The organism is Phytobacter diazotrophicus (assembly GCF_052061655.1).
Classification (GTDB): domain Bacteria; phylum Pseudomonadota; class Gammaproteobacteria; order Enterobacterales; family Enterobacteriaceae; genus Phytobacter; species Phytobacter diazotrophicus.
Map to the genome: position 1 here is coordinate 215,538 of NZ_CM125428.1, position 23,830 is coordinate 239,367.

19 protein-coding genes are annotated in these 23,830 nt (G+C 55.2%); 9 read left to right on the forward strand and 10 right to left on the reverse strand.

All coding sequences use genetic code 11. The features are described from left to right. Positions 1 to 93: 93 nt before the first annotated feature. The 6 genes from ACS0RQ_RS01035 to ACS0RQ_RS01060 all read right to left on the reverse strand — a co-directional run bounded on the left by ACS0RQ_RS01035 (position 94) and on the right by ACS0RQ_RS01060 (position 6,047). Complete coding sequence (locus tag ACS0RQ_RS01035; protein ID WP_271849374.1) at positions 94 to 1,692, reverse strand: regulator; 1,599 nt, start codon at positions 1,690 to 1,692, stop codon at positions 94 to 96. Positions 1,693 to 1,711: 19 nt separating this feature from the next. Continuing rightward, positions 1,712 to 2,107: an allophanate hydrolase-related protein gene (locus ACS0RQ_RS01040; protein WP_039080203.1), complete on the reverse strand. Its 396-nt coding sequence runs from the start codon at positions 2,105 to 2,107 to the stop codon at positions 1,712 to 1,714. A 28-nt stretch (positions 2,108 to 2,135) separates the two neighbouring features. After that, entirely contained in the window at positions 2,136 to 2,264 is a 129-nt protein-coding gene (locus tag ACS0RQ_RS01045; protein WP_271849373.1) for a hypothetical protein, read from the reverse strand. A gap of 101 nt (positions 2,265 to 2,365) precedes the next feature. Then, positions 2,366 to 3,766 (reverse strand): YlbE family protein, encoded by a 1,401-nt coding sequence (locus ACS0RQ_RS01050; protein ID WP_271849372.1) that lies wholly within the window; start codon positions 3,764 to 3,766, stop codon positions 2,366 to 2,368. A 3-nt stretch (positions 3,767 to 3,769) separates the two neighbouring features. Further along, positions 3,770 to 5,317 (reverse strand): acyl-CoA synthetase FdrA, encoded by a 1,548-nt coding sequence (gene fdrA / locus ACS0RQ_RS01055; RefSeq protein ID WP_271849371.1) that lies wholly within the window; start codon positions 5,315 to 5,317, stop codon positions 3,770 to 3,772. Between the two features lie 67 nt (positions 5,318 to 5,384). Beyond that, positions 5,385 to 6,047, reverse strand: a complete 663-nt coding sequence (locus ACS0RQ_RS01060) for a cysteine hydrolase family protein (RefSeq protein ID WP_271849370.1) — start codon at positions 6,045 to 6,047, stop codon at positions 5,385 to 5,387. Positions 6,048 to 6,286: 239 nt separating this feature from the next. On the opposite strand from ACS0RQ_RS01060, the gene ACS0RQ_RS01065 reads away from it, so the two are divergent. Further along, positions 6,287 to 7,105: an oxamate carbamoyltransferase subunit AllH family protein gene (locus tag ACS0RQ_RS01065; RefSeq protein WP_271849369.1), complete on the forward strand. Its 819-nt coding sequence runs from the start codon at positions 6,287 to 6,289 to the stop codon at positions 7,103 to 7,105. Here the strand turns inward: ACS0RQ_RS01065 and ACS0RQ_RS01070 are convergent. Beyond that, positions 7,097 to 8,008: a LysR substrate-binding domain-containing protein gene (locus ACS0RQ_RS01070; RefSeq protein WP_271849368.1), complete on the reverse strand. Its 912-nt coding sequence runs from the start codon at positions 8,006 to 8,008 to the stop codon at positions 7,097 to 7,099. The genes ACS0RQ_RS01065 and ACS0RQ_RS01070 overlap by 9 nt on opposite strands. 574 nt (positions 8,009 to 8,582) lie before the next feature. On the opposite strand from ACS0RQ_RS01070, the gene bcsO reads away from it, so the two are divergent. The 7 genes from bcsO to ACS0RQ_RS01105 are packed head-to-tail and all read left to right on the forward strand — an operon-like array spanning position 8,583 to position 19,888. Next, entirely contained in the window at positions 8,583 to 9,170 is a 588-nt protein-coding gene (bcsO, locus tag ACS0RQ_RS01075) for a cellulose biosynthesis protein BcsO (RefSeq protein ID WP_271849367.1), read from the forward strand. Then, positions 9,161 to 9,964: a cellulose biosynthesis protein BcsQ gene (bcsQ, locus tag ACS0RQ_RS01080; RefSeq protein WP_271849366.1), complete on the forward strand. Its 804-nt coding sequence runs from the start codon at positions 9,161 to 9,163 to the stop codon at positions 9,962 to 9,964. Before bcsO ends, bcsQ begins: the two co-directional genes overlap by 10 nt. Before the next feature lie 17 nt (positions 9,965 to 9,981). Then, positions 9,982 to 12,096 carry a UDP-forming cellulose synthase catalytic subunit gene (gene bcsA, locus ACS0RQ_RS01085; protein WP_110296465.1) on the forward strand — a complete coding sequence of 705 codons (2,115 nt, stop codon included), beginning with the start codon at positions 9,982 to 9,984 and terminating at the stop codon, positions 12,094 to 12,096. After that, positions 12,093 to 14,387: a cellulose biosynthesis cyclic di-GMP-binding regulatory protein BcsB gene (gene bcsB, locus ACS0RQ_RS01090; protein WP_271849365.1), complete on the forward strand. Its 2,295-nt coding sequence runs from the start codon at positions 12,093 to 12,095 to the stop codon at positions 14,385 to 14,387. The genes bcsA and bcsB overlap by 4 nt, the downstream gene beginning before the upstream one ends. A 13-nt stretch (positions 14,388 to 14,400) precedes the next feature. Continuing rightward, positions 14,401 to 18,402, forward strand: coding sequence for a cellulose biosynthesis protein BcsC (locus ACS0RQ_RS01095; RefSeq protein WP_271849364.1), 4,002 nt, complete (start codon positions 14,401 to 14,403; stop codon positions 18,400 to 18,402). Next, on the forward strand, positions 18,402 to 18,881 hold the full coding sequence (gene bcsD, locus ACS0RQ_RS01100) for a cellulose biosynthesis protein BcsD (protein ID WP_025760132.1): 480 nt from the start codon (positions 18,402 to 18,404) through the stop codon (positions 18,879 to 18,881). Before ACS0RQ_RS01095 ends, bcsD begins: the two co-directional genes overlap by 1 nt. A gap of 8 nt (positions 18,882 to 18,889) precedes the next feature. After that, positions 18,890 to 19,888, forward strand: coding sequence for a family 8 glycosyl hydrolase (locus ACS0RQ_RS01105; protein ID WP_271849363.1), 999 nt, complete (start codon positions 18,890 to 18,892; stop codon positions 19,886 to 19,888). A gap of 156 nt (positions 19,889 to 20,044) precedes the next feature. On the opposite strand, the gene bcsG is transcribed toward ACS0RQ_RS01105, so the two are convergent. From bcsG to bcsE, 3 genes are read right to left on the reverse strand one after another with little or no spacing between them, the layout of a single operon-like run. After that, entirely contained in the window at positions 20,045 to 21,724 is a 1,680-nt protein-coding gene (bcsG, locus tag ACS0RQ_RS01110) for a cellulose biosynthesis protein BcsG (protein ID WP_334634006.1), read from the reverse strand. Further along, complete coding sequence (bcsF, locus tag ACS0RQ_RS01115; RefSeq protein ID WP_271849361.1) at positions 21,717 to 21,914, reverse strand: cellulose biosynthesis protein BcsF; 198 nt, start codon at positions 21,912 to 21,914, stop codon at positions 21,717 to 21,719. Before bcsF ends, bcsG begins: the two co-directional genes overlap by 8 nt. After that, positions 21,911 to 23,470 (reverse strand): cellulose biosynthesis c-di-GMP-binding protein BcsE, encoded by a 1,560-nt coding sequence (gene bcsE, locus ACS0RQ_RS01120; protein WP_271849360.1) that lies wholly within the window; start codon positions 23,468 to 23,470, stop codon positions 21,911 to 21,913. Before bcsE ends, bcsF begins: the two co-directional genes overlap by 4 nt. A gap of 171 nt (positions 23,471 to 23,641) precedes the next feature. Between bcsE and bcsR the strand changes: the two genes are divergently transcribed. Then, entirely contained in the window at positions 23,642 to 23,830 is a 189-nt protein-coding gene (bcsR, locus tag ACS0RQ_RS01125) for a cellulose biosynthesis protein BcsR (protein ID WP_039080217.1), read from the forward strand.

The window sequence follows — 23,830 nt, forward strand, 5'->3', positions numbered from 1 at the left end:
CGGTTTTTTTATCCCTCCCCGGAGGCGCGAATTGCTTATCCGGGTTACCGCTCGTAGCCCCGGTAAGCGCGGCGCCACCGGGGACTGCGGGTTTTAGCTCATCGGCTCACTGTCGTTATCAATCGGCGACCAGTCCAGTTTGCCCTGCTCGCGCACCTGACGCCAGGCGAGGAAGGTCAGCATCACCGTCACCACCGCATAGGCGAAAGTCACCGTTGGCGAGGCGTTAACCGCCATCTGGTGTCCATGAATAAAACCAAAGAAGGAAAGCACCGTGGCAGCCGCGGCATAGACCGCCGCCCAGTTAAAACGACGGTCAATGATAAACGCGGCAATCGCCCCCATCATCAGCCCTGCCAGCACGGCACCCCCACCGGTGGTGGCCATACCGTTATAAAGCACGCCGTTATTGGCCATATTGGTCATCACCTCAGCAGGCAGATTCACCGTGTTGGCTCCAGCTGCATTCAGTGCGCCATCGACCTGCGTTTTCGCCCACTCCGCGATATTCGGTACCAGCGCCAGAATAATGGCGGGCGCATGACGTTTCGGCGACACCTGGAACGCCTGTGCGCCAATCACCAGCCCGATAAACAGCAGAATCGGCACTATCGCGACCAGCGGAATGATCGACAGCAGCAGTGCGGTAAGCCCCAGGAAACAGACAATCGCCATCGCAATACCGGTCGCCAGCGAATAACCGATACGCCCGCCCATCGCTTTCCAGCCGGGGTGGCCGATATAGACCGCAGGCGGGAACGGCGAGCCGAGCAGCGCACCGACAATCGCCCCCACGCCATCTGCCGCCAGCACCGCACGCAGGTTATAGCTGTCGCCACCTACGGCGGCAGATTCCACGTTATTGAGGATTTCAGTAAAGTTGAAGATACCCAGCGGGATAGCCGTCACCAGCAGCGGCCAGACCAGCTCCGACGGCACGCTGAACACATCGCCGGTAAGGGAAGGCAGATGGAGCGCAAAATTGCCGGTTGCTTCTTTTACGGCAGCCGGGTTCATGATGTCGCTCAGACCCAGCAGCGTAGCCCCCCAGCCGAGCACACAGCCAACGATGACCACGGCCAGCCCGCCTGGTAAACCGAACGGCAGACGGACATTCCCGACCCAGTTGAGCAGGATAATGGCGAAGCAGATGACGCCAATCCATGCGGTATCAAACATCTGATAAGCCGGGCGCATCGCGATAAAAGCAATCGCGATCCCGGCCAGCGTCCCGAGCATAGCGGCACGCGGGGTATATTTACGGATGGTCGGGCCAACGACAACGCCGAGCAGGACAATAATACCGACAAACATCGCCCAGATAAGACCCAGCTTCCACGCCAGCATCCAGTCTTTATGAACCAGCAGCGTAGGCAGCATCACCACAAAGACCACGATAAACATATGCGGCACACTGGGGCCATAAGGCAGGGCGGTAACATCATTGCGGCCTTCGCGCTGGGCTAATTTCCAGGCAAGCCAGGCATAGAAGAGATTTCCGAGGGGAAGTGCAATGCCCAGAGCAGGCAGGATACGACCATAAACCGTTGTTGTCGGGATTTGCGCGACGTACAGTGCCAGCCCGGAGAGCACCAGCACATTCAATAACACATTCGTGAACAGACCAAAAAAAGCATTTAAATCGCCAGCGACCCAAAGCTGTGGCCGATGAGCGAGATTTCCTTGCGCCATGATCCTACTCCTGACGTTATCAAGCAGTCATAAAGTGGCCGGTATAAGCTCTCCAGCCTCCCAAAGAGGTAATTTCTTTTTGTCCTTCTACCAGCCAGGGTTCGGCCAGCACACCCAGTACTTCACTACCGTCACTCAACTCGACCTTACCGACACACAATCCGGCAGGTTCTTTTAGCAGGATCTCGCCAAGCCCGGCAGGCGGCACCGCCCAAATTTCCAGCGCAATTTGCCCGCCCTCTCCGGGTGTGCGAATCATGCCTGGGTGATTATCATTAATGCTCCAGCAGCGGTAGCAGGCGGCGGTAGTGTCTTCACGAACAAACTCAGCCTGTGCGGCAATCATATTAGGATTAAGCACAAGGCCACGCATTAATGTGCCATTAACGGCCAGTAAAATCTTATTACTTATCATGGTTTTTTGCTCTGAAAAGTGTGCAGCGTTAGCGGGTAAAACGGGTGCCACCCTTGCAGCTTAGCGCGCGGGAAATGCCCTGCGGCGTGGTAATCAGGCCCAGCCCCTGCGGCTGAGCGCGTAAGAAAGTCAGCATGGCTTCAATTTTCGGGGCCATGCTGCCTGCGCCAAATTCTCGGCTTTGCAGCAGCGCTTCTGCTTCGGCGAGTGAAAGCTGGCTAAGCCAGCGCTGCGTTGCCGCCGACAGCGACCTTACCGCTACACACGATCGTTCCCTTGCGACAGGGCGGTCAGCCCGGCAATGAAGCAGGCCAGCGGTGCGGTGGTAATGCCCGCGCCAATTTGCCCGACCCCTGCCAGCTTATGGGCGATACCGGTATTGATAATGGGCAGAATATTGCTATCGACAACGCGCCGCGCATCAATGCCGCAGCCGCTGCCCACAAAATTGAGGGCGGGCAGGGTAAAGGCTGGCTGGGTGGTTAAGGTAATTTCATGCATGGCCTGGCTGTGTCTCACCGCATCGGCCGGGGTGCCACCAACAAATTTCACGATAGCCGGTGACGCCGCCATGGCAAAACCACCAATACCAGCGGTTTCCGTAATGGCCGAGTCGCCCAGATCCGCCGCCGCATCATTAACGCCAAAACCGGGGAAGAACAGGCCATCAACCGGATTAGCCGGAGCCTGAAACCAGCGATCGCCGGTCCCGGAAAGACGGATACCGAAGTTGACGCCGTTGCGTGCCATCACCGTGACCATGGAACTGTGCGGGACATTGCTGGCGGCATCGAGCATCGATTTACAGGCCGCCATGGAGAGATTCAGGAAGAAGTGATCGTTGGCCGCGATAAACTCCAGCACTTCCGGGCCCTTTTCAATGCGGGCCAGATGGGAGGCCAGGCGGCGAAAGAACAACCCGCTGGCCGCGACGTTGCGGTTATGGCATTCATCACCCATATGTAGCGCCTGGGCAATCATTGGCTTAAGTTCTATATTGCCGCTCATGGCAAGGGCTTTCTTGAGCACAGGCGCCAGTACATTGGCCATCCAGCGCAGACGGGTCAGGACCTCTTCGTGATTGGCGCCAAAGCGCAGCACTTTCCCGAGTCCTTCGTTGAAATTACAGTAGGCCCGGTTGCCATGCGTTTTGTTCTCTACTATCCAGACAGGCATGGAAGGACTGATGATCCCCGCCATTGGCCCGGTGGCGTGATGGTGATGGCAGGGTTCCAGCGCGACCTCGCTATTTGCCGCCATTAGCATGGCCTGCTCAACGTTGTCAGCCCACCCTTCAAGCACAATCGCCCCGGCAATCGCCCCTTGCATCGGGCCACACATGTCTGCCCAGGCGATGGGCGGACCTGCGTGCAAAATTTTGCGTTCTGCTGCCAGCGCCGGAATGGCTTCCTGCGCTGTACTGATTCCGATCAGCACCGGTTGCGCATCCAGGTAGCGCTGCAACGCGATGTCATTTGCCGCATCCACGCGGGTATCCGCCATTAATTTCGCCAACATCCAGTTAGCCTCTTCATCGCCGAATGCTGCGGGCTGCCATTGCAGATGCAACACGTCCCCCCCTGCATCCCGCAGATTATTGGCGAAACTCTCCAGACCCAGGTTGAGCACGCTGAGCGGTTGTTGAAATAACGTCGTCATAATCTATTTCCGTTGAAGGGCTACAAAAGCCGCCAGTCGCGCGGCCTCGATATTGCTGTCCGCCACCAGAACGCCAGCCTGTTCTAAACATTCAATTTGCTGCTGACGATTCTGAGGATCGTCTTCGGTCCCGCAAACGTGCGCAATCAGCAAAAGGTGTCGCTGCGCTTGAGCGGCTTCTTGCCGCAGCGTGTCCAGTACGGGCAATAACGTGGCGCAAGGATCTGCGCTGGCGCCGTAGCCCAGAACAATGTCAAACAGCAGAACCGCCGTGGTGGGATCGCGACCTTCCGACAGCAGGCGTGCGTTGCGCAGTTTGGGGTCAATCATGGGATGCGGTCGGCCCTGGGTGAATTCGTCATCCCCCATATCGACCAGACTATGTCCGGTACCCTGCTGGCGGCTGCGTAACTCCGTGGCCCCACGAACCGGGGCGTTGGATTCACATGACAGCCCCGCCGCCAGCAGGGCGAGTTGTGCTTCGTAACAGAATGTGCCACCGGCGAATACGCCGCGAATGTCTTTTTGTTTTGCCGCCATTGCCCCGATGCTGCCCCGGGCTTTGACGAGGAGAGATTCCCTGGTGCTGGTCTCGTTGGGCGCCTTTTTACCCTCTAACGTGGCTACCGCAATCTCTGCTGCGTGACGCAGACTGAGTGCGGGTATGACGCCTTCATATTGCAAACTGTGCTCGTCGGCGCCCAGAAAATGGACGACGACGGGTTTTTCACACTGGCGTGCGCAGGCCAGTACTTTTTGCATAATCCCTGGTGCTGGTGGTTTAGAAATAAGAACAATAAGTTGTGTTTCAGGATCTTCTGCTAACAGGGTGATGCCCTGAATCATGCTCAGACCGCCGATGGCTTCGTGCAGATCGCGCCCGCCCGTGCCGATGGCTTGCGACACGCCAGCGCCAAGATGGTGAATATGGCAACTGACCTCTTGTAGTCCGGTCCCGGATGCTGCCACCAGGCCAATAGCGCCGCGTCGTACCACATTGGCAAAGCCCAGTGGCATACCGTTGATAAAGGCGGTACCGCAATCCGGCCCCATGACCAACAACTGGTTCTGACTGGCATAACGCTTGATGGCGGCTTCTTGATCCTCCGGAACGTTATCGCTGAATATCATCACGTGCAGACCGTTGCTCAGCGCTTTCAAGGCTTCGGCAGCGGCATAGCGGCCTGGCACAGAAATCAGGGCAAAATTGGCCTCCAGCGCGTCGTGCAGACCCATAGCGATACTGACAGGTATACGGTTTGTCGCGCCGGAAACAGGCTCGACTGCCGACGGGCGCAGCAAGGAGGCCGCGAGTTCCAGCGCCGCTTGCGCAGCAGCTTCGCTGGCTTCCAGCGCGATTAACAGATCGTTAGGGCGCGCGTCGATGACAATGTCCATGCCCGCGTCGCGCATGCGTTCAATATTAGCCGGGGTCGCCATGGCGACAGATGCTTGCTCTACCCCATCCAGCGCGTTGAGTTTGGCGGAGATCTGCATAAGGGAAACGGAGTCCTTATACAGGTTCGGGAAACATTGATAGTGCAGTGTCATCTTTTATCCTCGGGCAAAAACGGTACTCGCTTTGCTGCTTACTACGTTGTATCGGTCTGCCGGAGCGTCATGGGCGCAGCGCCGCAATGACCTCCGCTGAATGGCTCACCCAGCCGACAATGGCGCCCTGGGCTTTGATCATCGCCAGCGCCGCCTGATGAAATTCCGGAAAGTAAGAGGCGCAGCAATCTTCCGGAATCACCAGTTCATAGCCGCGATCGTTGGCTTCACGGGCGGTACTCTGCACACACACCTCGGTGGTGACGCCGCAGATAATGAGAGAGGCGATGCGGTGAGATTGCAGAATGAGATGCAGGTCAGTGGCGTAAAACGCGCCTTTGCCTGGCTTATCAATCACCGGCTCGCCGGCCTGTGGCGCGAGTTCGGGAATAATGTCGTGGCCCGGCTGGCCTCGCACCAGAATGCGGCCCATCGGACCGGGCTCGCCAATAAAGGTTTTACCGCCACGGGTGCGTTTGGCGGGCAGGCAATCGCTGAGGTCAGCACGGTGTCCTTCCCGGGTATGAATAACCAGCAGACCCGCCTCGCGAGCGCTTTTCAGCAATGCGGCACAGGGTTCGATCGCACGGCGAACAAGGGAGACGTCATTGCCAAGAGCTTCGCCAAAACCACCGCGTTCAACAAAGTCGCGCTGCATATCAATCACCACAAGTGCAGTGGTGGCGGGATCGAACTGAAAGTTAAAAGGTTGAGCTTTAATCGTGCGCATAAACGTTCCTTTGTTGATTCGCCTTTAATTGGAGTGTACGAAGTGATAACGCCGTGTGCGCAAAAAGCTTTTCTGCCTGAACCTCAAAAAATATGAGGCATCTCTGTACGTGAAAACGCCATAATGCGTAAATCGTGTACTGGCGAGGCTTTAGGCGTACAAGCGTCGGATTTGGGTAAAAAAATCACCCAAAACAAGATAGCGGATTTGTGACCTCGCACCTATTGACAGGCGTAATCATGACCTCAGGAAGAGATATTGCGGCGATACAACTCTGCGACGCGTTACCCCCTTGGCGCCCGATGGTTCCCTGGCTTCGGGTCCATTCGGTTTTTCAGCGCGCCTGTAACGTGCAAACGCCACAAGGGAAGCTATGGGTGGTGCAGGCGAGCGGTATGCCGCTGGCCCCGGCGGGAATGGTGACTGACTGCGTTGACCTGCGCCCCTTTTTTAGCGTTGGGGAACGGCTGTGCTGGCGTGATGAAACCTGCCTGTACGGCACAAAAGCGCGTATCGAACTGGGCTCAGCCATGCCGATTTCCACGCGGCTAATACCCTGTGGCGAAGCGCAAATGCTGGCGCGCCTGGCAGCACAGATCGCCGCCTTTTTCAGCCATCAGCCGGAAAAAGGCATTCGCCTCGCGCTGCGTACGGACGTGACGTTAATACGCGCACAGACCTCGCTGATCCACTGGCTGTGCACGGGTGAAGGGGAGCTTAACGAACTTCTTATGGGCTTTATTGGTCGGGGGGAGGGGCTCACCCCCGCCGGAGATGATTTCCTGCTGGGCGTGTTGCTGGTTCTCCATAACTGGCGCTTTGCGCACGCAGCGGCATTCAACGCAGCGCTGCTCCCCTTACTCGACCGTACGACCGATATCAGCCGCGCCATGCTGGAGCAGGGCTGTAATCATCATTACAGCGCCCAACTGCTGGCGCTGGCGAGAGGTGAAAGCGAGACAGGGCCGCAGACCATCGCCCGCGTCGCCGGGTATGGGCACTCTTCTGGTCACGATATGCTGACGGGCATCCTCACGGCAGCGCACGCCTTAGCTTAATGGCGTAAATAACCCTTTCTGCACCTCCGGCTGTTTTAATTGCTGCAGCCACCAGTTAAAACAGGGGCGCGGCGGGCGGCTTTGCCAGGCCAGAAACAGCGGCGTCGGTTGTTTGCTCTCTTCAACATGCAGATGTACGAGTCGGCCATCATCAATATAGTGCTGGCAAATATGGCGCGGCAAAAAACCAATGCCCAGCCCTTGGAGATGCATAGAGATTTTCGCATGATAGTCAGGCACGACCACCGCTTTTTGTCCCCGTAGCTGCCAGGCAACTTTAGGCTCAAGTTTTACCGAGGTATCGGGGATGCACACCGCAGGATAAGGACGCAGATCGTCGGCACGCAGCGGACGATGAATGGCGGTAAGAGGGTGATCGGGCGCGATGGCGAAGAGCCATTCGACCGTGCCAATTTCCAGGCAGCATATTTCACCGGGTAAGGCGACCTGGTTGGGCGCGGCAATGGCGATATCCGCCCGTTTTTCCAGTAAGGCGTCCCAGACGCCATCATGTACATCAATCGCGATATGAATTTCGGTTTGCGGGAAAAGTAATTCGCTTTCTGATAGCAGCGTGTACACAGGTCGCAGGCTGACAATATTATTAAGAGTAATATTGAGGCGAGTCTCGACACCAGCGGCAATACGCTGGGTGGCAAACTGGAGATCCTCCAGTTGAGTCAGGATAATCTGGCCTTTATTAATGAAATAACGGCCAGCCTCCGTTAATTCGAGCTGTTTCCCGAGGCGTTTGAATAACTTGAGTCCCAATTCACTTTCCAGCTTGTGAACCGTATAACTGAGTGCCGTCGGTACTTTATGCAGTTCCTCTGCGGCTGCGGCAAAACTACCGCAGCGAGCAATGGTGATGATTACATTCAATGCTTGTGCACTAATCAACATGCCGTCTCCCTTGCCGGATAGCGCGTTGTTATTTTTTAACGCATTACCTGCATCCAGACCAGCTTGCTCATCCGGTCCCTACTAAAAACAGGCGTGTTACGCTAATTCTCATCGCTATCGTGAGTTGCCGTTTTTTATCCTGGTTCTAAATCAAATAAGTATTTCTATATATTTCAGCGGGTAACAAATAATTAAATCGAACACTATTCATACTGGCGTAAAACCCTGCCTGCCGTGTATTATTTGGTTTTTTGTGTCAGTTATCCACATTAAGTTGATTCTTAGGTAGATGTTCAACGTGGCGAGTTGCTATTAACTACTTTAATGATTTTTAGGGAAAAAAAAGATAGCATGTGTACAGGTGAAATTTATATATTTGCTAGAAATAAACAGCGTGTTAGCACAGATGTAATTTAGCCACGCGATAATAAGGCGAATTGTTAATAGCCAAAGCATCTACGTACCCACACAACAGGTGAGCAGCCTAATTATAAAACGAATCTACCAATAACTGATCGCTCAGGTTATGTAGGTGGTGGGTATATAGTTTATTTTGTAAATCATGAGTATAGCTATGAACCATTATGATGATTTGCAGAGGTTTAAGGATAAGACCCGCAACCAAAAATACGAATTCAAGGATCTGTCGGCGCAGAACCTCTCTCCTGACCATGGAAGTTGGGCGATCATGAATCAGCTGGCTCCTGCAACAGAGGAGTCTAAACTGGCAATCGGGGGACACGTTTCGCTGCCGCAACCGCAGGCTGTCGCCCCGGATGTCTTCGCGAGCGACGAACGTCATGAGCCTGTCGTGAGTGTCGAAAGTACTGAAGCCACAGAAGGCACTGAAAAGACCGCGAATACCGAAAACAGCACCGAAAGCGTTCTTCCCTCTGTCGACGCAGCGTTACCGGCGGTGACCGCCCCGTCTATTTTCCGCGAAGTTGCCGGACAACTTGCATCGCAATCGGCGGCACCCGTTGCGCCTTCTGCCCAACCGGTGGCTAACCCGGTTGTACCAACGACCACCACCGCACCTGCTCCGTCTGCGACAGCTGATTATTCCCGGCTGTTTGCAACGAAAGCGCCAGAAGCAAAACCCACCGTAGAAAAAAACCAACCTTTACAATCTTTGCTAGAAAGGATCGCTTCATGCCGTTGATTTGTGTTTGTTCACCGAAGGGTGGTGTTGGGAAAACGACGCTCACGGCTAATCTGGCTTACGCCCTTGCGCGTTCTGGCAGTAAGGTCCTGGCGCTGGATTTTGACGTGCAGAACGCACTGCGTCTGCACTTTGGCGTGCCGCTGTCTGACGAGCGTGGTTATGTCGCCAAAGCGGCTGAGTCCTCGGACTGGAGTCAGTTCGTCTTGACCGCAGGCGGGAATATCTTTGTGTTGCCTTATGGCGAAGCCAGTGAAGATCAACGCCTGGTATTTGAAGAACGTCTGACGAATGACGAACATTTTCTGATTCGCGGCCTCAACACGTTGCTGAATTATCCGGGCCTGATCATTGTGGCCGATTTTCCTCCCGGCCCCTCTGCTGCACTGAAAGCTATGTCGCGCCTGGCCGATCTGCATCTGGTCATCATGCAGGCTGACACCGCCTCTCTTTCCCTGTTGCCTCACGTTGAAAATCACCGTCTTACCGGGGATGTCCTCAATCGAAAAGCGGGCCATTATTTCGTGCTCAACCAGAGCGACAACCGTCGCCAGGTCAGCCGGGATGTCACCGCATTCATGGAACAGAAATTAGGTAATCAGCTTTTAGGCGTTATTCATCGTGATGAAAGCGTCATAGAAGCGAATGCTTCGCAGCAATCGGTTTTCGACTTTAGTCCTGCATCCGCCGCTGCATTCGATATTGAGCTCATTGCAAAAAGAGTCGCCGGAATATTAGGCGTAAAAATCGGAGACGGCACGGTTCACAGTAAACCGAAAATGTCTGGCTTCTAATTCGCGCAGGGCAACCTATGAAAAAGTTTCTTTATGTTTTGCTGGTACTGGCAATGCTACCTGTTGCGCTGCTGGTCATCATTACGCCTATGGACAGCCAGAAACAGTATATTTTTGGTCTGCTCAGTATCGGTGTGCTGTTTTTAATGGGATTCAGCAAAAAACGCAGTGTGTCTGTCATTATGGTGGTCATGTCGATTTTATTATCGACGCGCTATATGTATTTCCGCCTGACGCAAACCCTGCATTTTAATTCCGAAATTGAAACCATTCTTGGGATGGGGCTGTTTCTGGCGGAGGTCTACGTCTGGGTCATGTTGCTGCTAAGCTATCTGCAGACGGTCTGGCCGTTAAAACGCGAGATTGTGCCGCTGCCGGATGATATGAGCCAGTGGCCGACGGTGGATGTCTATATTCCTACCTATAACGAGCCACTGGATGTGGTGCGTGATACGGTGCTGGCGGCGCAATGCATTGATTATCCTCGTGATAAGATGAATATCTACCTGCTGGATGACGGCAAACGCCGCGAGTTTGCTGTTTTTGCCGCAGACGTTGGCGTTGGGTACATCACACGTAACGACAATAATCACGCCAAAGCCGGTAACCTCAACCACGCCATGAAGCTGACGCAGGGTGAGTTGATTACCGTATTCGACTGCGACCACGTTGCGACACGCATCTTCCTGCAGGCGACGGTCGGCGGTTTTCTGAAAGATCCGAAACTGGCGCTGGTGCAGACACCTCACTATTTCTACTCGCCGGACCCGTTCGAGCGTAACCTCTCCGTTGGGCGTAACATCCCTAACGAAGGGACACTATTCTACGGGCCAATTCAGCAGGGCAACGACAACTGGAACGCCACCTTCTTTTGCGGCTCCTGTGCGGTGATTCGCCGTAGCGCGCTGGAAGAGATTGGCGGTTTTGCCGTAGAGACCGTTACCGAAGATGCTCACACCGCGCTCAAGTTGCAGCGCCGTGGTTGGGGCTCGGCATTCCTGGATATCCCACTGGCTGCCGGTCTGGCGACTGAACGTCTGGTGCTGCACGTTATCCAGCGTACCCGCTGGGCGCGTGGGATGACGCAGATTTTCCGTCTGGATAACCCGCTGTTTGGTCGCGGCCTGACTATCCAACAGCGCCTGTGCTACCTGAGCGCCATGCTTTACTATCAGTTCGCGCTGCCGCGTATTGCGTTTGTGACCGCGCCGCTGGCCTATCTGTTGTTTAACCTGAACATCATTCACTCCTCAGCGAGCCTGGTTTTCGCCTATGCGCTCCCGCATCTGTTCCTCGCGATTTACGTCAACTCGCGCATGAACGGGCGCTATCGCTATAGCTTCTGGGGGGAGATCTACGACCTGGTGCTGGCCTTCCACATTGCATTGCCGACTGTGGTGACGATGTTTTTCCCGAAACGCGGCAAATTCAACGTGACCGACAAGGGTGCGCTGCTGGACGTGGGGTACTTTGATTTTAGCGTTGTGCGCCCGCATTTGATTATCGCCCTGCTGCTGGCGGCCGGGGTGATTGCCGGTATCGTTCGCGCCTGTGCTCATGACTACTTTGGCGTGGATCCGCGCGTTATCGCCCTAAACGTCGGTTGGGGGTTGTACAGTCTGATCTTTCTGTTGGCCGCGATTGCCGTTGCGCGCGAAACCCGACAGACGCGTAAAACCATTCGAATTGATGCGGAAATCCCGGTACTGCTCCACCATGCCAGCGGCGTGGTGACGCGCAGCCATACCGCTGACCTGTCGATGGGCGGCTGCCGTATTGTGGCACCGGATGATCGCCATCTCGATGATGAGATTGAAGAGATTGAGCTGCTGCTGCAATCCGGCGCGATCCTCATTCCGGTAAAAACCATCGCCACGGATGAAGAATCGATTCGTCTGATGTTTGAAGACATCCCGCTGGCCCGCCGTCGTGAACTGGTGCGCGTGGTGCTCTCCCGTGCGGATGCATGGATTCACCCACCGAAACCTCAGGACAACCCGTTCCGTTCGTTGGGGACCATTATGCGTTGTGTGTTTGACCTCTTCTGGCTGACCTGGAAAGACCGTCGCGAAAACCGCCGTTTGCGCGCCGGCCAGGACCAGGCCGCTTCCCAGGAGGAGGGCAACGCATGAAACGTCTGACAACACTGGCTGTGCTGGTCGGCGCACTCTTTATGATGCCGCTGCATGCCGAAGACACCTCCATCGAGTCGCTACTGAAATTAAACGAGCCGGCGGAGACGCCACCCGTGCCGCCGCCGGGCGCACCGGTATTTATTCCTTCGGTGGTTAACAGCATCAGTCTCGCGCAGATGGGTTTCCCGGAAGGGATTTCCCTGACGGGTGGTCAGTTCCAGGGGGGCGCCTCCTTTACCCTGCCCGTGGACCAGGTGATTACCACGGCGCGCCTTGAACTGAACCTGAAAGTCTCGCCCGCGATGGTGGCGCGCAATGCCACCATGCAGTTGATGCTCAATGGTCAGCCGCTGGGGACGGTACCGCTGACCGTGACCGACAGCGACACCGCGCGTTATCAGTTGGATATTCCCTCAGCGCTGATGGTGTCGAGCAACAACCTGAGCTTTAAAATCAACGATGGCGATGCCATGCAGTGCCAGCGCGATCTGAGTGATAAATATCGTGTCATCATCATGGCGGATTCCCATTTCGAGCTGGAAGGGCAACAACTGGACATTGGCGCTGATTTAAGCCACTTCCCGCGCCCGTTCTTTGACAGCATGCAAATGACCCCGGCGGCGATCGGTATGGCCTTCCCGGCGAAGCTGAGCGCCGATACCTTAAGCGCCAGTGCGCTGATCTCATCGTGGATGGGGATCCAGGCAGACTACCGTGGCGTATCGTTTGCCGCCTATCATGACCGCTTGCCGGAAAAGAACGGTATCCTGATTGGTCATCCGGGCGAGCAAATTGGTGGCCTGACGCTACCGACTACCGAGCAGCCGCTACTCAAAGTGGTCGATAACCCGGCAAACCCGGTTTATAAACTGCTGCTGGTGGTGGGTAAAGATGATGCCAGCCTGCGCGCGGCGGCATGGCGTTTAACCCGCGGCAATTTCGCCATGCAGACGCCGTCGGTAGATGTTACCCCCCAAACGATCCCGGCGAGTAAGCCTTACGATGCGCCGCGCTGGATCCCAACCGATCGTCCGGTAAAACTGTCAGAACTGATCCGCAAAGATCAGAGCCTGACCACCACGGGGCTGTGGCACGATCCGCTGCGCGTGGCATTCCGTGCGGCACCGGATCTGTTCCTGTGGGATGGCGAAACGATACCTCTGCATATTGGTTACCGTTTTCCGACGGAAAGCTGGATTGATGAAGACCGTTCGTGGCTCAGCATGACCATGAACGATACCTTCCTGCATAACCTGCCGGTGAATAAGCAGGGGGCGCTGGAAACGTTGTGGCATAAGCTTGGCGGTGATGCGCGCCAGGAGAAGTTTGATATGCCGCTGGAGCCGTACATGATCTATGGCGACAACCAGCTCTCGCTGTACTTCAACATTCAACCCAAGGCGAGCGCCCCGTGTAGCGTGCTGCTGAACAATAACATTAAGAGCCGTATCGAAGACGACTCGTGGATTGATCTCAGCCATACGCGTCACTTCGCGCTGTTGCCGAACCTCTCTTATTTTGTGGGTGCGTCCTTCCCGTTCACCCGGCTTGCGGATTATTCGGAAACGGTGCTGATGCTGCCGGAAAAACCGACTGAAACGCAGATTGCCACGCTGTTGGATATGGCGGCGCGTTCCGGTAACGCGACGGGAACGGCGCTGGGCCGCAACCGCGTGTTGCTCGGCGTACCCACTGGCGGGGCGGGTGTTGAACTGCTGAACGACCGCGATGTGCTGGCGGTCACGGGCCTGGATCAGCATGACTTTAACCGCGCGATCCTCAATACCTCGCCGTTTGTGATGCACGACTCTACGTTGGGCGTACGTGAGCCAACGACCTGGGAGCGTATCAAACGCTGGATAGCAGGGGACTGGGCATCAGACGGGCTGGATGCTGATCGCTACTTCTCCTCCAACGAAGCCTGGCGCGGTTTTGTCAGCTTCCGTTCACCGTGGAATAACGATCGTCTGGTGGTACTGGCTATCGGCAGCAATGACGAGCAGCTCTCACGTCTGCACGGTGACCTCGCCTCAGCGAAAATTAACGCCGGGATCCGTGGCGACGCAGCGGTGATCACCAATGAGAACGGTGTGCGCAGCTTCCGCGTGGGTGAGCAGTTCCCGAGTGGCGAGATGCCAACGCAAATGCGGGTGATTTGGTATGCAAATCAGCACTCGGCGCTGCTGGCGATTTTAGGGCTGCTATTTGGTTGTATCGTTGGCTCGGTGCTCTTTGTCTGGCTGAGAAACCGCGCGAAACGACGTCTGGATTTGGACAACCGCAAATAAGAGGGTGACAAGAATGATGATAAAAACCGCCCGCCGTTTGACGACGCTGTGCCTGTCCAGCGCGCTCACTTTCGGTATACCTGGGCTGGCTTATGCCGCCGCGAATGATGCCGCGCTCAAAGCCTTATTTGACCAGGCGAATTACTGGCATGAGAAATCCCACGATGACCTGGCGATGGAGTCGCTGCGTAAAGTGTTGATGGTGGATGCCAATAACACCCAGGCGATGTACCTGATGGCGTTATGGGCGCAGCAAAATGGCGATCTGCAAGTCTCGTCCCAGTGGCGTTCGCGGCTGGCGCAGGTTTCTCCTGACGATCCGGGGTTGCAGGCGCTGGATAATGCCAAACAACTGACGCAGGTTCCGCAGGGGCAATTGAGCCTTGCCCGCCAGCAGGCGCGCAGCGGTAACGTACCGGCGGCGCTGGCGACCTGGCGCAGCATGTTTAACGGCGATACGCCGCCACCCAGCCTCGCCCCTGAGTACTACCAGACGATGGCGGGAGACAAAACCCTTTATCCGCAGGCCGTATCGCAACTGAAAAATTTCGTGATGCATAACCCGCAGGATACCTCTGCGCGCATTGCACTCGGCAAAATCCTGACCTGGCGTGAAGAGACGCGCCGCGACGGCATTTTGTTGCTCGAACCGATGGCCAGTGGCAGTAAAGAGGCTGATGACGGGTTGCGTCAGGCGCTGTTATGGCTGGGGCCGCAGGCAGGCGATGAGCGCTTCTACGACACCTGGCTACAGCGCCATCCGCAAGATACTGATGTCCAGAACTATTACCGTAAAAATGTTGGCGGTGCGGCGAAAGGCGCGGGCTATACCGCGCTGAACAGCGGTGATAACAGTGCGGCAAAAAATAAATTTGAGCAGGTGCTGCAAACCAACCCTAACGATGCTGACGCCCTTGCCGGGATGGGTTACATCGCCCAGCGTAGCGGTGATTACAAAGCGGCGGCACAGTACCTGAATCGGGCAGCCAGTCAGGGTGGGGATGCTTCTGATGAGCGTAAAAATCAGGCCGCAGACGCGGCGTTTTACGGCCAGCTCGCCCAGGCCCAGCAGGCATTGAAAGAGGGTAATATTAGCCAGGCGCTGGCGCTTTCGGCCCCGCTGGCACAAGAGAGCGGGGAGCGTGGCACGGCAGGAAAACTGTTCCGTGCTTCTGTACTGCGGCAGAACAAAGACTTTTCGCAGGCCGAACAGACCCTGCGAGGTCTTCTCAACGAGCAGCCGCAGAACGCCCCGGCAAGGGAAAACCTCTATTATGTCCTGCGCGACCAGAATAAAACGGAAGAAGCGCAGGCGATGCTGCGCACTTTACCCGCCAGCCTGCAGGAAAAACTGCAGCCGCGAGTGGTCGCGGGGGCGCCTGGCGATCCGATTCGCCGTCAGGCACAGCAACTGGTCCAGGCCGGTAATACTGACCAGGCGATTTCGGTGCTGCGCCAGGGCGTTGCCCGTGTGCCGGATGATCCGTGGTTGCGTCTTGACCTTGCCCGCCTGCTGCAAAAATCCGGGCAGGAAGGTGAAGCGGCCACGGTGATGATCCCGGCGGGTCGCGATGGTGCTAACAGCAACTCACTGTACGCCGCTGCGCTCTATGCCAGCGAAAGCGGGGCCTGGCAGCAGGCCAACTCTCTGCTGGCGCGTATTCCGCCATCCAGCCGTAATAGCCAGATGCGCGATCTGGCGGAAAGTGTGAATTACAACCTGCAAATGGCGACGGCAGAACGTTACCTTTCACAAGGGAACATGACCGCGGCGTCCAATACGCTGAAAGCGCTGGCCAGTCAGCCGCCGAAAAGCCCGGTCGATGCAGGGAAACTGGCGCGGATGCTTGCCCGTTCGGGTGACATCACCACCGCCGTATCGCTGGTGCGCAACAGTATTAAAGATGGGGTGCAAGGCAACGCCGGGGATTATGCCGATCAGATAGCAGTACTGAACCAGGCGGGGCTTACTCAGGAAGCGCAAACCCTGATGTCGAACCCGGAGCTGCAGGCGCGCAGTACGCCTGCTCAGCTTGCGGGGATCCGCAATGGCTACGTGATTAATGAAGCCGACAAACTGCGTGAAGAGGGCAACTACGCCGCGGCGTATGACAAGCTGATCCGTGCGCTGCAAAGCGACCCGCAGAACACCGATTTGATGTTCGCCATGGGCCGACTGTACCAGACAGGCAAAATGAACAAAGAAGCGGGCGTACTCTACGACTATCTGATGACCCGTGATACCGAGGATCAGGCGGCACGTGTGGGGGCTATCGACGTTGCGTTGTCTGAGAATAACGTGCAGAAGGCCACCACCCTTGCCAGCGGTCTGCGTAGCGACAGCTCACCGGAACGCATGCTGTTGCTGGCGCGTCTGGAAGAGGCAAAAGGCAACCACCAGCAGGCGATGACCTACTTACGTAGCGCACGCGGCAAGCTGGTGGGGCTGGAGTCGTCTAACAGCGCGGCTACGCCGACGATTGGCGGCATACTGTTGGCAGATAATCCGTTTACCACTACCAGTAAAACGCCGCCGCAGTCGAGTTCTCCACAGGCGTTGTACGGCACTATTCTGCCGTGGCAGGTCGCGCAAGTAGCTCGTGAGCCGGGGAGCAGTTTACCGGGCACAACCCGTACCGATTTGCCGGTCGAGACCGCGCAAAGCCGCACGCTGCGTCAGGTTGATAACATGATGCAGGAGCTTGATGAGAAGAAAGGGATGTGGTTGCAGGGCGAGGTCGATATCCGTGGCCGTGACGGTGAGTCGGGCACCAGTAAACTGACCGAAGCCAAAACGCCGCTGACCTGGTCAAGTTCGCCGTTTGGTGAGTCGCGCTTCGAGTTTACCGCCACGCCAATCAGTTTGAGTTCAGGAACCGCTTCGGGCGATGCCTGGCGACGTTATGGCTCGAACCCGCTGGCGAATGCGGTAACCAATATCAGTCAGTCTGTCACCAATGCCAATACCACGACCGATACCAACGCGACGGACAAGTTTACCGACCTGTCCGGGTATGCGGATGCGAACAAATTGTCGCCGTTTACCGATACTGGCCTTGAACGTCTGGATCGGTTGTTAGGTACCGATTTAGGCCGTCTGAAAGCGCTCAGTACCTCCAGCTATAAAGCGAGTTCCAGCGATCCGATTAACTCCTCAACGGATTCGCAAAACGGCAACGGCGTTGAGCTGAATATGGCGCTCAGTGGCGATAGCTACCGTGTGGATATCGGCAGTACGCCGCTCGGTCAGGACATGAGTACGCTGGTGGGCGGGGTGAAATGGTCGCCGAAACTCTCCAATTACCTGACGTTAATTCTGACCGGCGAACGCCGCGCAGTGACCGATAGCCTGCTCTCCTATGTTGGCCTGAAAGATAAATATTCAGGAGACAGTTGGGGCCAGGTGACGAAAAACGGCGGTAGCGTACAACTGAGCTATGACGACGGTGATGCGGGCTTCTTCGTGGGGGGCGGCGGTTACAGCTACATTGGCAATAACGTGGCGAGCAACACCAGCGCCAACGCCAATGCCGGGGTGTACCTGCGTCCGTGGCATGATGATTTCCGTCAGTTGCAGACGGGCTTAAGCGTCAGTTGGATGAATTTCTCGAAAAACCTCAGCTACTTCACCTATGGGCAGGGGGGCTACTTTAGCCCACAGAACTATGTCAGCGTGTCGTTACCTGTCGATTTCTCACAAAAAATCGATAACTGGAAGCTGAGCCTGGGCGGATCGGTGGGATATCAGTCCTACACCCAGGATAAGAGCGATTATTTCCCGAACGATCCCGAAGCACAGAGAATGTTGCAGCAACTGGCTGATATGGGCTTTACCAAAGAAGCGCAGTATGGCAGCAAATCGCAAAACGGGATTGGCTACACCTTCCGGGCAGGGATTGATTACAACCTGAACAAGAACATGACCGTCGGCGGTAGGGTCGGTTACGACACCTTTGGCGACTATAACGAAAGTACTGCCGGGATCTGGTTCCGCTATATGTTGGGAGATAAATAATGACGTCGAGTACGGCTAATCCTTTACTGCTGTCTTATTTTCAACGGCAGCAAACGCCGGCCGGTTGGTTTGACCTGCTGTCGGTAATGGTTGATGGCATGGTGAGAAACGTAGGGGAAGCGGAAAGCCAACCCTTTTTGCGCCAGATGGGGGCATCGCTGGCGGAACGTTTTCCTCTGCCTGCCTCACAAACCATTGGCGAACTCGAAACCAACATCAACGCGCTGCTTGCGGAGTTTAATTGGGGCTATATTGATATTGATGCCAGCGAAGAGGGATTATCGTTCCGCCATCAGGGGTTACCGGTTTCCCGGGATGAGAACAGCCAGACGCGTTGGTGTTACGCATTTTGCGCCATACTGGAAGGGCTTTATTCCCGTTGGCTGCAGGGACAGGGCGGACAATCGCATCTCGCTTTTAGCCGCGAACGGCTTTACTCCGTATCGGACGTTGTTTTCCGCTACGCTAACCCACAATGAGTCTGAGTATGTTTAAACGTGTTTTCGCCATGATGGTGATGATGGTGAGTGTGCTTTTTTCCTCGTTTTCACAGGCGGGACAGGCCTGGGAAACGTACAAAGCGCGCTTTCTGATGACGGATGGCCGTATTGTTGATACTGGCAATAAAAACGTCTCTCACACGGAAGGCCAGGGTTTCGCCATGCTGATGGCGGTGGCCAGCAATGATAAAGCGGCGTTTGACCGCATCTGGGGATGGACAGATAAGACGCTCAGGAACAAGGACAATGGCCTGTTCTACTGGCGTTTTAATCCCGTCGAGCCGGATCCGATTGCCGATAAGAATGACGCAACGGATGGCGATGCGTTAATTGCATGGGCGTTGTTAAAAGCCAGTCAGCGCTGGAATGACAACAGCTATGCCACCGCATCGGATGCCATTACCCAGGCGATGATTAAACATACGGTGATCAATTTTGCGGGTTATCGGGTGATGCTGCCGGGGGCGAAGGGGTTCAATCTCAACAGTTATGTGAACCTGAACCCGTCGTATTTTATCTTCCCGGCATGGAAAGCGTTCGCCAACCGTAGCCATCTGGTGGTCTGGAATGATCTGATCCGTGATAGCACCACGCTGCTTGGCAAAATGGGCTGGGGTCAATCGCATTTGCCTACCGACTGGGTATCACTGTCGGCGGATGGCAAACTGAGCCCTGCTAAAGAGTGGCCGCCGCGCATGAGTTTCGACGCTATTCGTATTCCGTTGTATCTCTCATGGTGGAACCCGCAGAGTTCGCTGCTGACACCGTGGCGCAACTGGTGGCAGGGTTATGATCGTAGCCGCACCCCGGCCTGGGTGAACGTTACAACCAACGATACCGCTCCGTACAATATGAATGGCGGTTTGCTGGCGGTACGTGATTTGACGATGGGCCAAACGTCTGGCGAGCCGCAAATCAACGCGCAGGATGATTATTATTCTGCCAGCCTGAAAATGCTGGTCTGGCTGGCACAGCAGCAACAGTAATTTTCCGCTTTTTCTGGTGATGTCTCCTCACCCTCTCCCTTGAGGGTGAGTATGAAAACCCTCTCGCCTGGTCGCGAATAGCCCCCCTCCCGGACGACGGCGCAGGCGCCTTCTCCGGGCTACAATTGCCCCCTTGCTTCGGTGAGGGGAAACAACCTACTGCGGATAGGGCACCCAGTCGCCGCCGTTCAGACGAACATACGGCTTATTCTGGTACTGAATCACCACGGCGTTAGCATTTTCTGAAACCGGTGCTGTCTGCGGCAGGGAGCTGGTCAACTGATCCCAGTTCACGCGATCTTCGGTGAATATCTTGCCATCCAGCACGCGCGTTACCAGTTCTGATATTGCCAGAAAGCTGCTCGGTTGATTGATCTCAATCGCAGGTCCTTCATGCGGTGCCTTCATACCAAAGAACTTGATTGCCGTTGGGACGTGGGTAATCGATGGGCTTGGAATATCACGCAGGCCGGAAACCTGCATCTTATCGCCCTGCAGCGCCGCGCCATGTTCCGGCACCATCACCACCATCACCTTACGCCCGGATTTCTCCAGTTGCGTGAAGAAGGCATCCAACTCATCAAACAATTTCTGGGCGCGAATTTTATAATCCGCCGTCTGGCGCACGCCGGGGAAATGGTTACCGTCGTGCAGTGGCAGCAGGTTATAGAAGGTTGCGGTACGCTGACCATTATTGTTCGCCTCGTTCTCCATCCAGCGGTTCAACACAGCGGTATCGTCATAGACCGGGGAGCCATCAAACGACAACAGAACCGGCGGCAAGCCTGCCTGATTCATCAACGGCACCTGCACGCCGCCGTTGTCGCGGATCTCTTTGAGGAAATCACCGAACACGCCGTTGTGATCCATCATTAACTGTTGGGTGAAGCCCAGTTTGGCCAGGTTATCAAACAGGTAGCACTGGGCGCCGGCTGTCTGGTAGAGATTTTTATGCGATGTCTGACCGCAGCTCGCGCGTAGCAGACGAATGGCCGCCGGGCCGCTATAGGCAGTGGCCGAATTAAACTGCTTAAAGACAATATCGAAATGTGACCACAATGGGTGCGATGACAAACCTGCGGCTTCAATATCTGACCAGGAGAGCGAACAGATGTTGATAACCAGCAGATCAAAAGGCTGTGCATCTGCCGGCAACTGTGTCGGGAACGGCGTCTGGCGTTTCTCTTCGGAGGCATAGAAACTGGCGAGCCAGGCATTCAGGTTCTCAGAAGTTGGCGGTGCGGTTTGTGCCGGAATATCGCCCACCACGGGTGTTGCTGCGGTATTCGCGACGGTCGGCGCCACTGTACCGCCCGTTGTGGCAAGGGTATTTTGCTGGGTGCTTTGCGGCCACAGGGTGAAGGCCGGGCCGACAATCGTCAGCACGTTCAGCCAAATCATGATGGCGACGACAAATACCGTGACGCGGATCCACTGTGCCAGGAACAGCCAGGCGACCAGCAACACGAACAGTGCGCCAATCATCTGCCAGTTAATAAAACGCGTTACCAGATCGAGCAGGTAATCGGCGCTAAAGCCTGCCACCTGGGAGCCCTGACTCATAATGCTATCGATACCCGGTAGCCAGGTATCATGCCAGAACAGGCCGAAACCAATCGGGAGGGCAATCCAGTGGCGCAGGCGGTGCAGGCCCGGACCGGGCAATGGCATTAACAGAAAGGCCATAAACACCAGGTTCAGCAACGGATGAAAATTAAGGTAGCCCGCCCACAGCAAACCAAATTTCACCAAAAAATAGAAATTCCAGCCGGATAAACCGCGCCAGTGTTGCCACAGCGTCGAGGGCCTGGAAGGCGTCAGCGTTTGATTAGTCATGTTTTCGGTCTGCCTTGACGAACGATTCCCGACGCAATATGCCGGCCGGTTTAACGTAGCGAGGTTTAATAAACATTATTCTTGCAATAAGACGAATGCGGTACAGCCAGTGGCGTGTCAGATAGCCCAGCGGGAAGAAAATCAGCGCGCAAAAGATTACGAGCTCAATAATATCGGCGATGGACATCATGATGCGCTCCTCGTCTCTTCACTTAACAGTCGCAGGGGGTGGGGAATACGTCGCCAGACTTGCCCGTCATGCTCGGCATTCATGATTTTCGGCTCATCGCTTGTACCCGCCAGCGGATTGCCCCATTTTTCCGGCCCGACTTCCCGCAATAGCACCAGCTCCGCCGCGATCTGGTTGTCTTCGAACCACACCATGCGGTTAGAGAAGATATCGGCTGTAGGTAATGGGAAAATGTGGTTGAGGGCGGTGTCGAGATCGTTCACACGACAGAACGACAAAAACATCAACAGGCGATTATCGCCGATGGTGACAATATCCCCGGCGCGGTTCGGGCGGCAGAGCGTCAGCGCTTGTTCTACGCGAATACCAGGCACCGGGCGCAGCGCCACCAGCACTCCTTTGCCGTCTGGCGGTAACAGCGTGTTATTCACCATATTGGCTACCGCTTCGCAGAACGTGGTCCACGGCTGGAAGCCGCGCAGCTTGAGCGGCAAGGTCATAGCGAGCAGCGTAGAGATATCGTCCGGTACCAGGCGTTTAAACTGTTGCCCCTGCACGCTTTCGATGAGTGTCAGGCAACGGGAGAGTGGGGCGTTCCAGGATATGACCATATTTGCACCACATCCCAGTAGCAAACGTTCATCGGTGGCGCGCAGGCTGGCTTTGGTTTCACGGACGATAATCTTTAGAGCGCTTCCGCGCTGGCGGCGCAGGGTATGAATCTGGCGGGCAATGGTTGCGATTTGGTTATTCTGATGCAGGGCGAAAATAAGGGTCGCGGCCTGGCTGGTTCGCGCCTCGTTAAACATGCGTTCGTTGGTTTCGAATAGCGTCCAGTATTCAGAAAGCGCGGGCGCCCCTTCCAGTACCTCGACATTACTGAGCACCCGCTTTTCATCGCTACGCGGCTGGACGGAGGCCTCTTCCTGCTTCGCTAATTGCCAGTGACCATCGTGATGTTCAAGAATAAGTTGTTGCTGAGCACTCACACCTCTGTCGTTACACCACCAGGCCACATCATAAAGATGTGTTCCGCTTGTATAACGCAAACTTGCCAAACCAAACAATGAACGGTATTTACCTATCAACACTGATGATTGCCTGTCGCTATTGTTTGCAGGGTTTATTACCAGCAATGCGCAGTTATGATATTTCGTCCACTCATGAATTCGTATTAGCCAGCGGTGTAAATTATCCGCTGAAATATTCTGCCAGGCGTTATTTGCGCATAGCAAAATGAGTAAATAATTTTCCGGTTCAATAGAGCAAAGTAAATCGCGGGAGAAAAAGTATAGACCCTTTTCATGATTTGGCATGGAAAAAAGTTGTATTTTTTTGGGGCCGTGATCGGATTCTAATCTGAGGATGTTCTGCAAATCATAACCCATACCCGCAACCGCGACTTTCGCGTTTTCAGATTGCGATGTAATCGTTTGATTAACAAGGCTAATTGCGTCTTCTTCGCGATCGGCGTTAATCCACCAGACGCCGCCGGCAGGCATGTGACGTAATTCGTCCCATAGCGACTGGATGCCAATAGAAAATATGGGGTCCACGGTGTCCCTCTACGCGTAATTTATCTGTATCTCAGTTTACTAGCGAAAGCAGAGAAATAAACCTAACATTGAAATTAAAGAACATCAGATTTAGCATGTAAACGAATTTCGTCGCAAATACCTTACTAAGAATGTACGCAATCTTTTCCTGATTATAAGGATCGTGTCTGAATGCATAACGATGAACCTAAAACTCAGATGGATTCGACGCTGGGTTATACGTTTCAAAATGATTTTTTGGCGCTCAGTAAGGTGTTTTCTCTGCCCGAAATAGATTATGCCGATATTTCCCAACGAGAACAGTTGGCGGCGGCTATTAAACGTTGGCCCCTGCTGGCAGAATTTGCTCGTCAACAATAA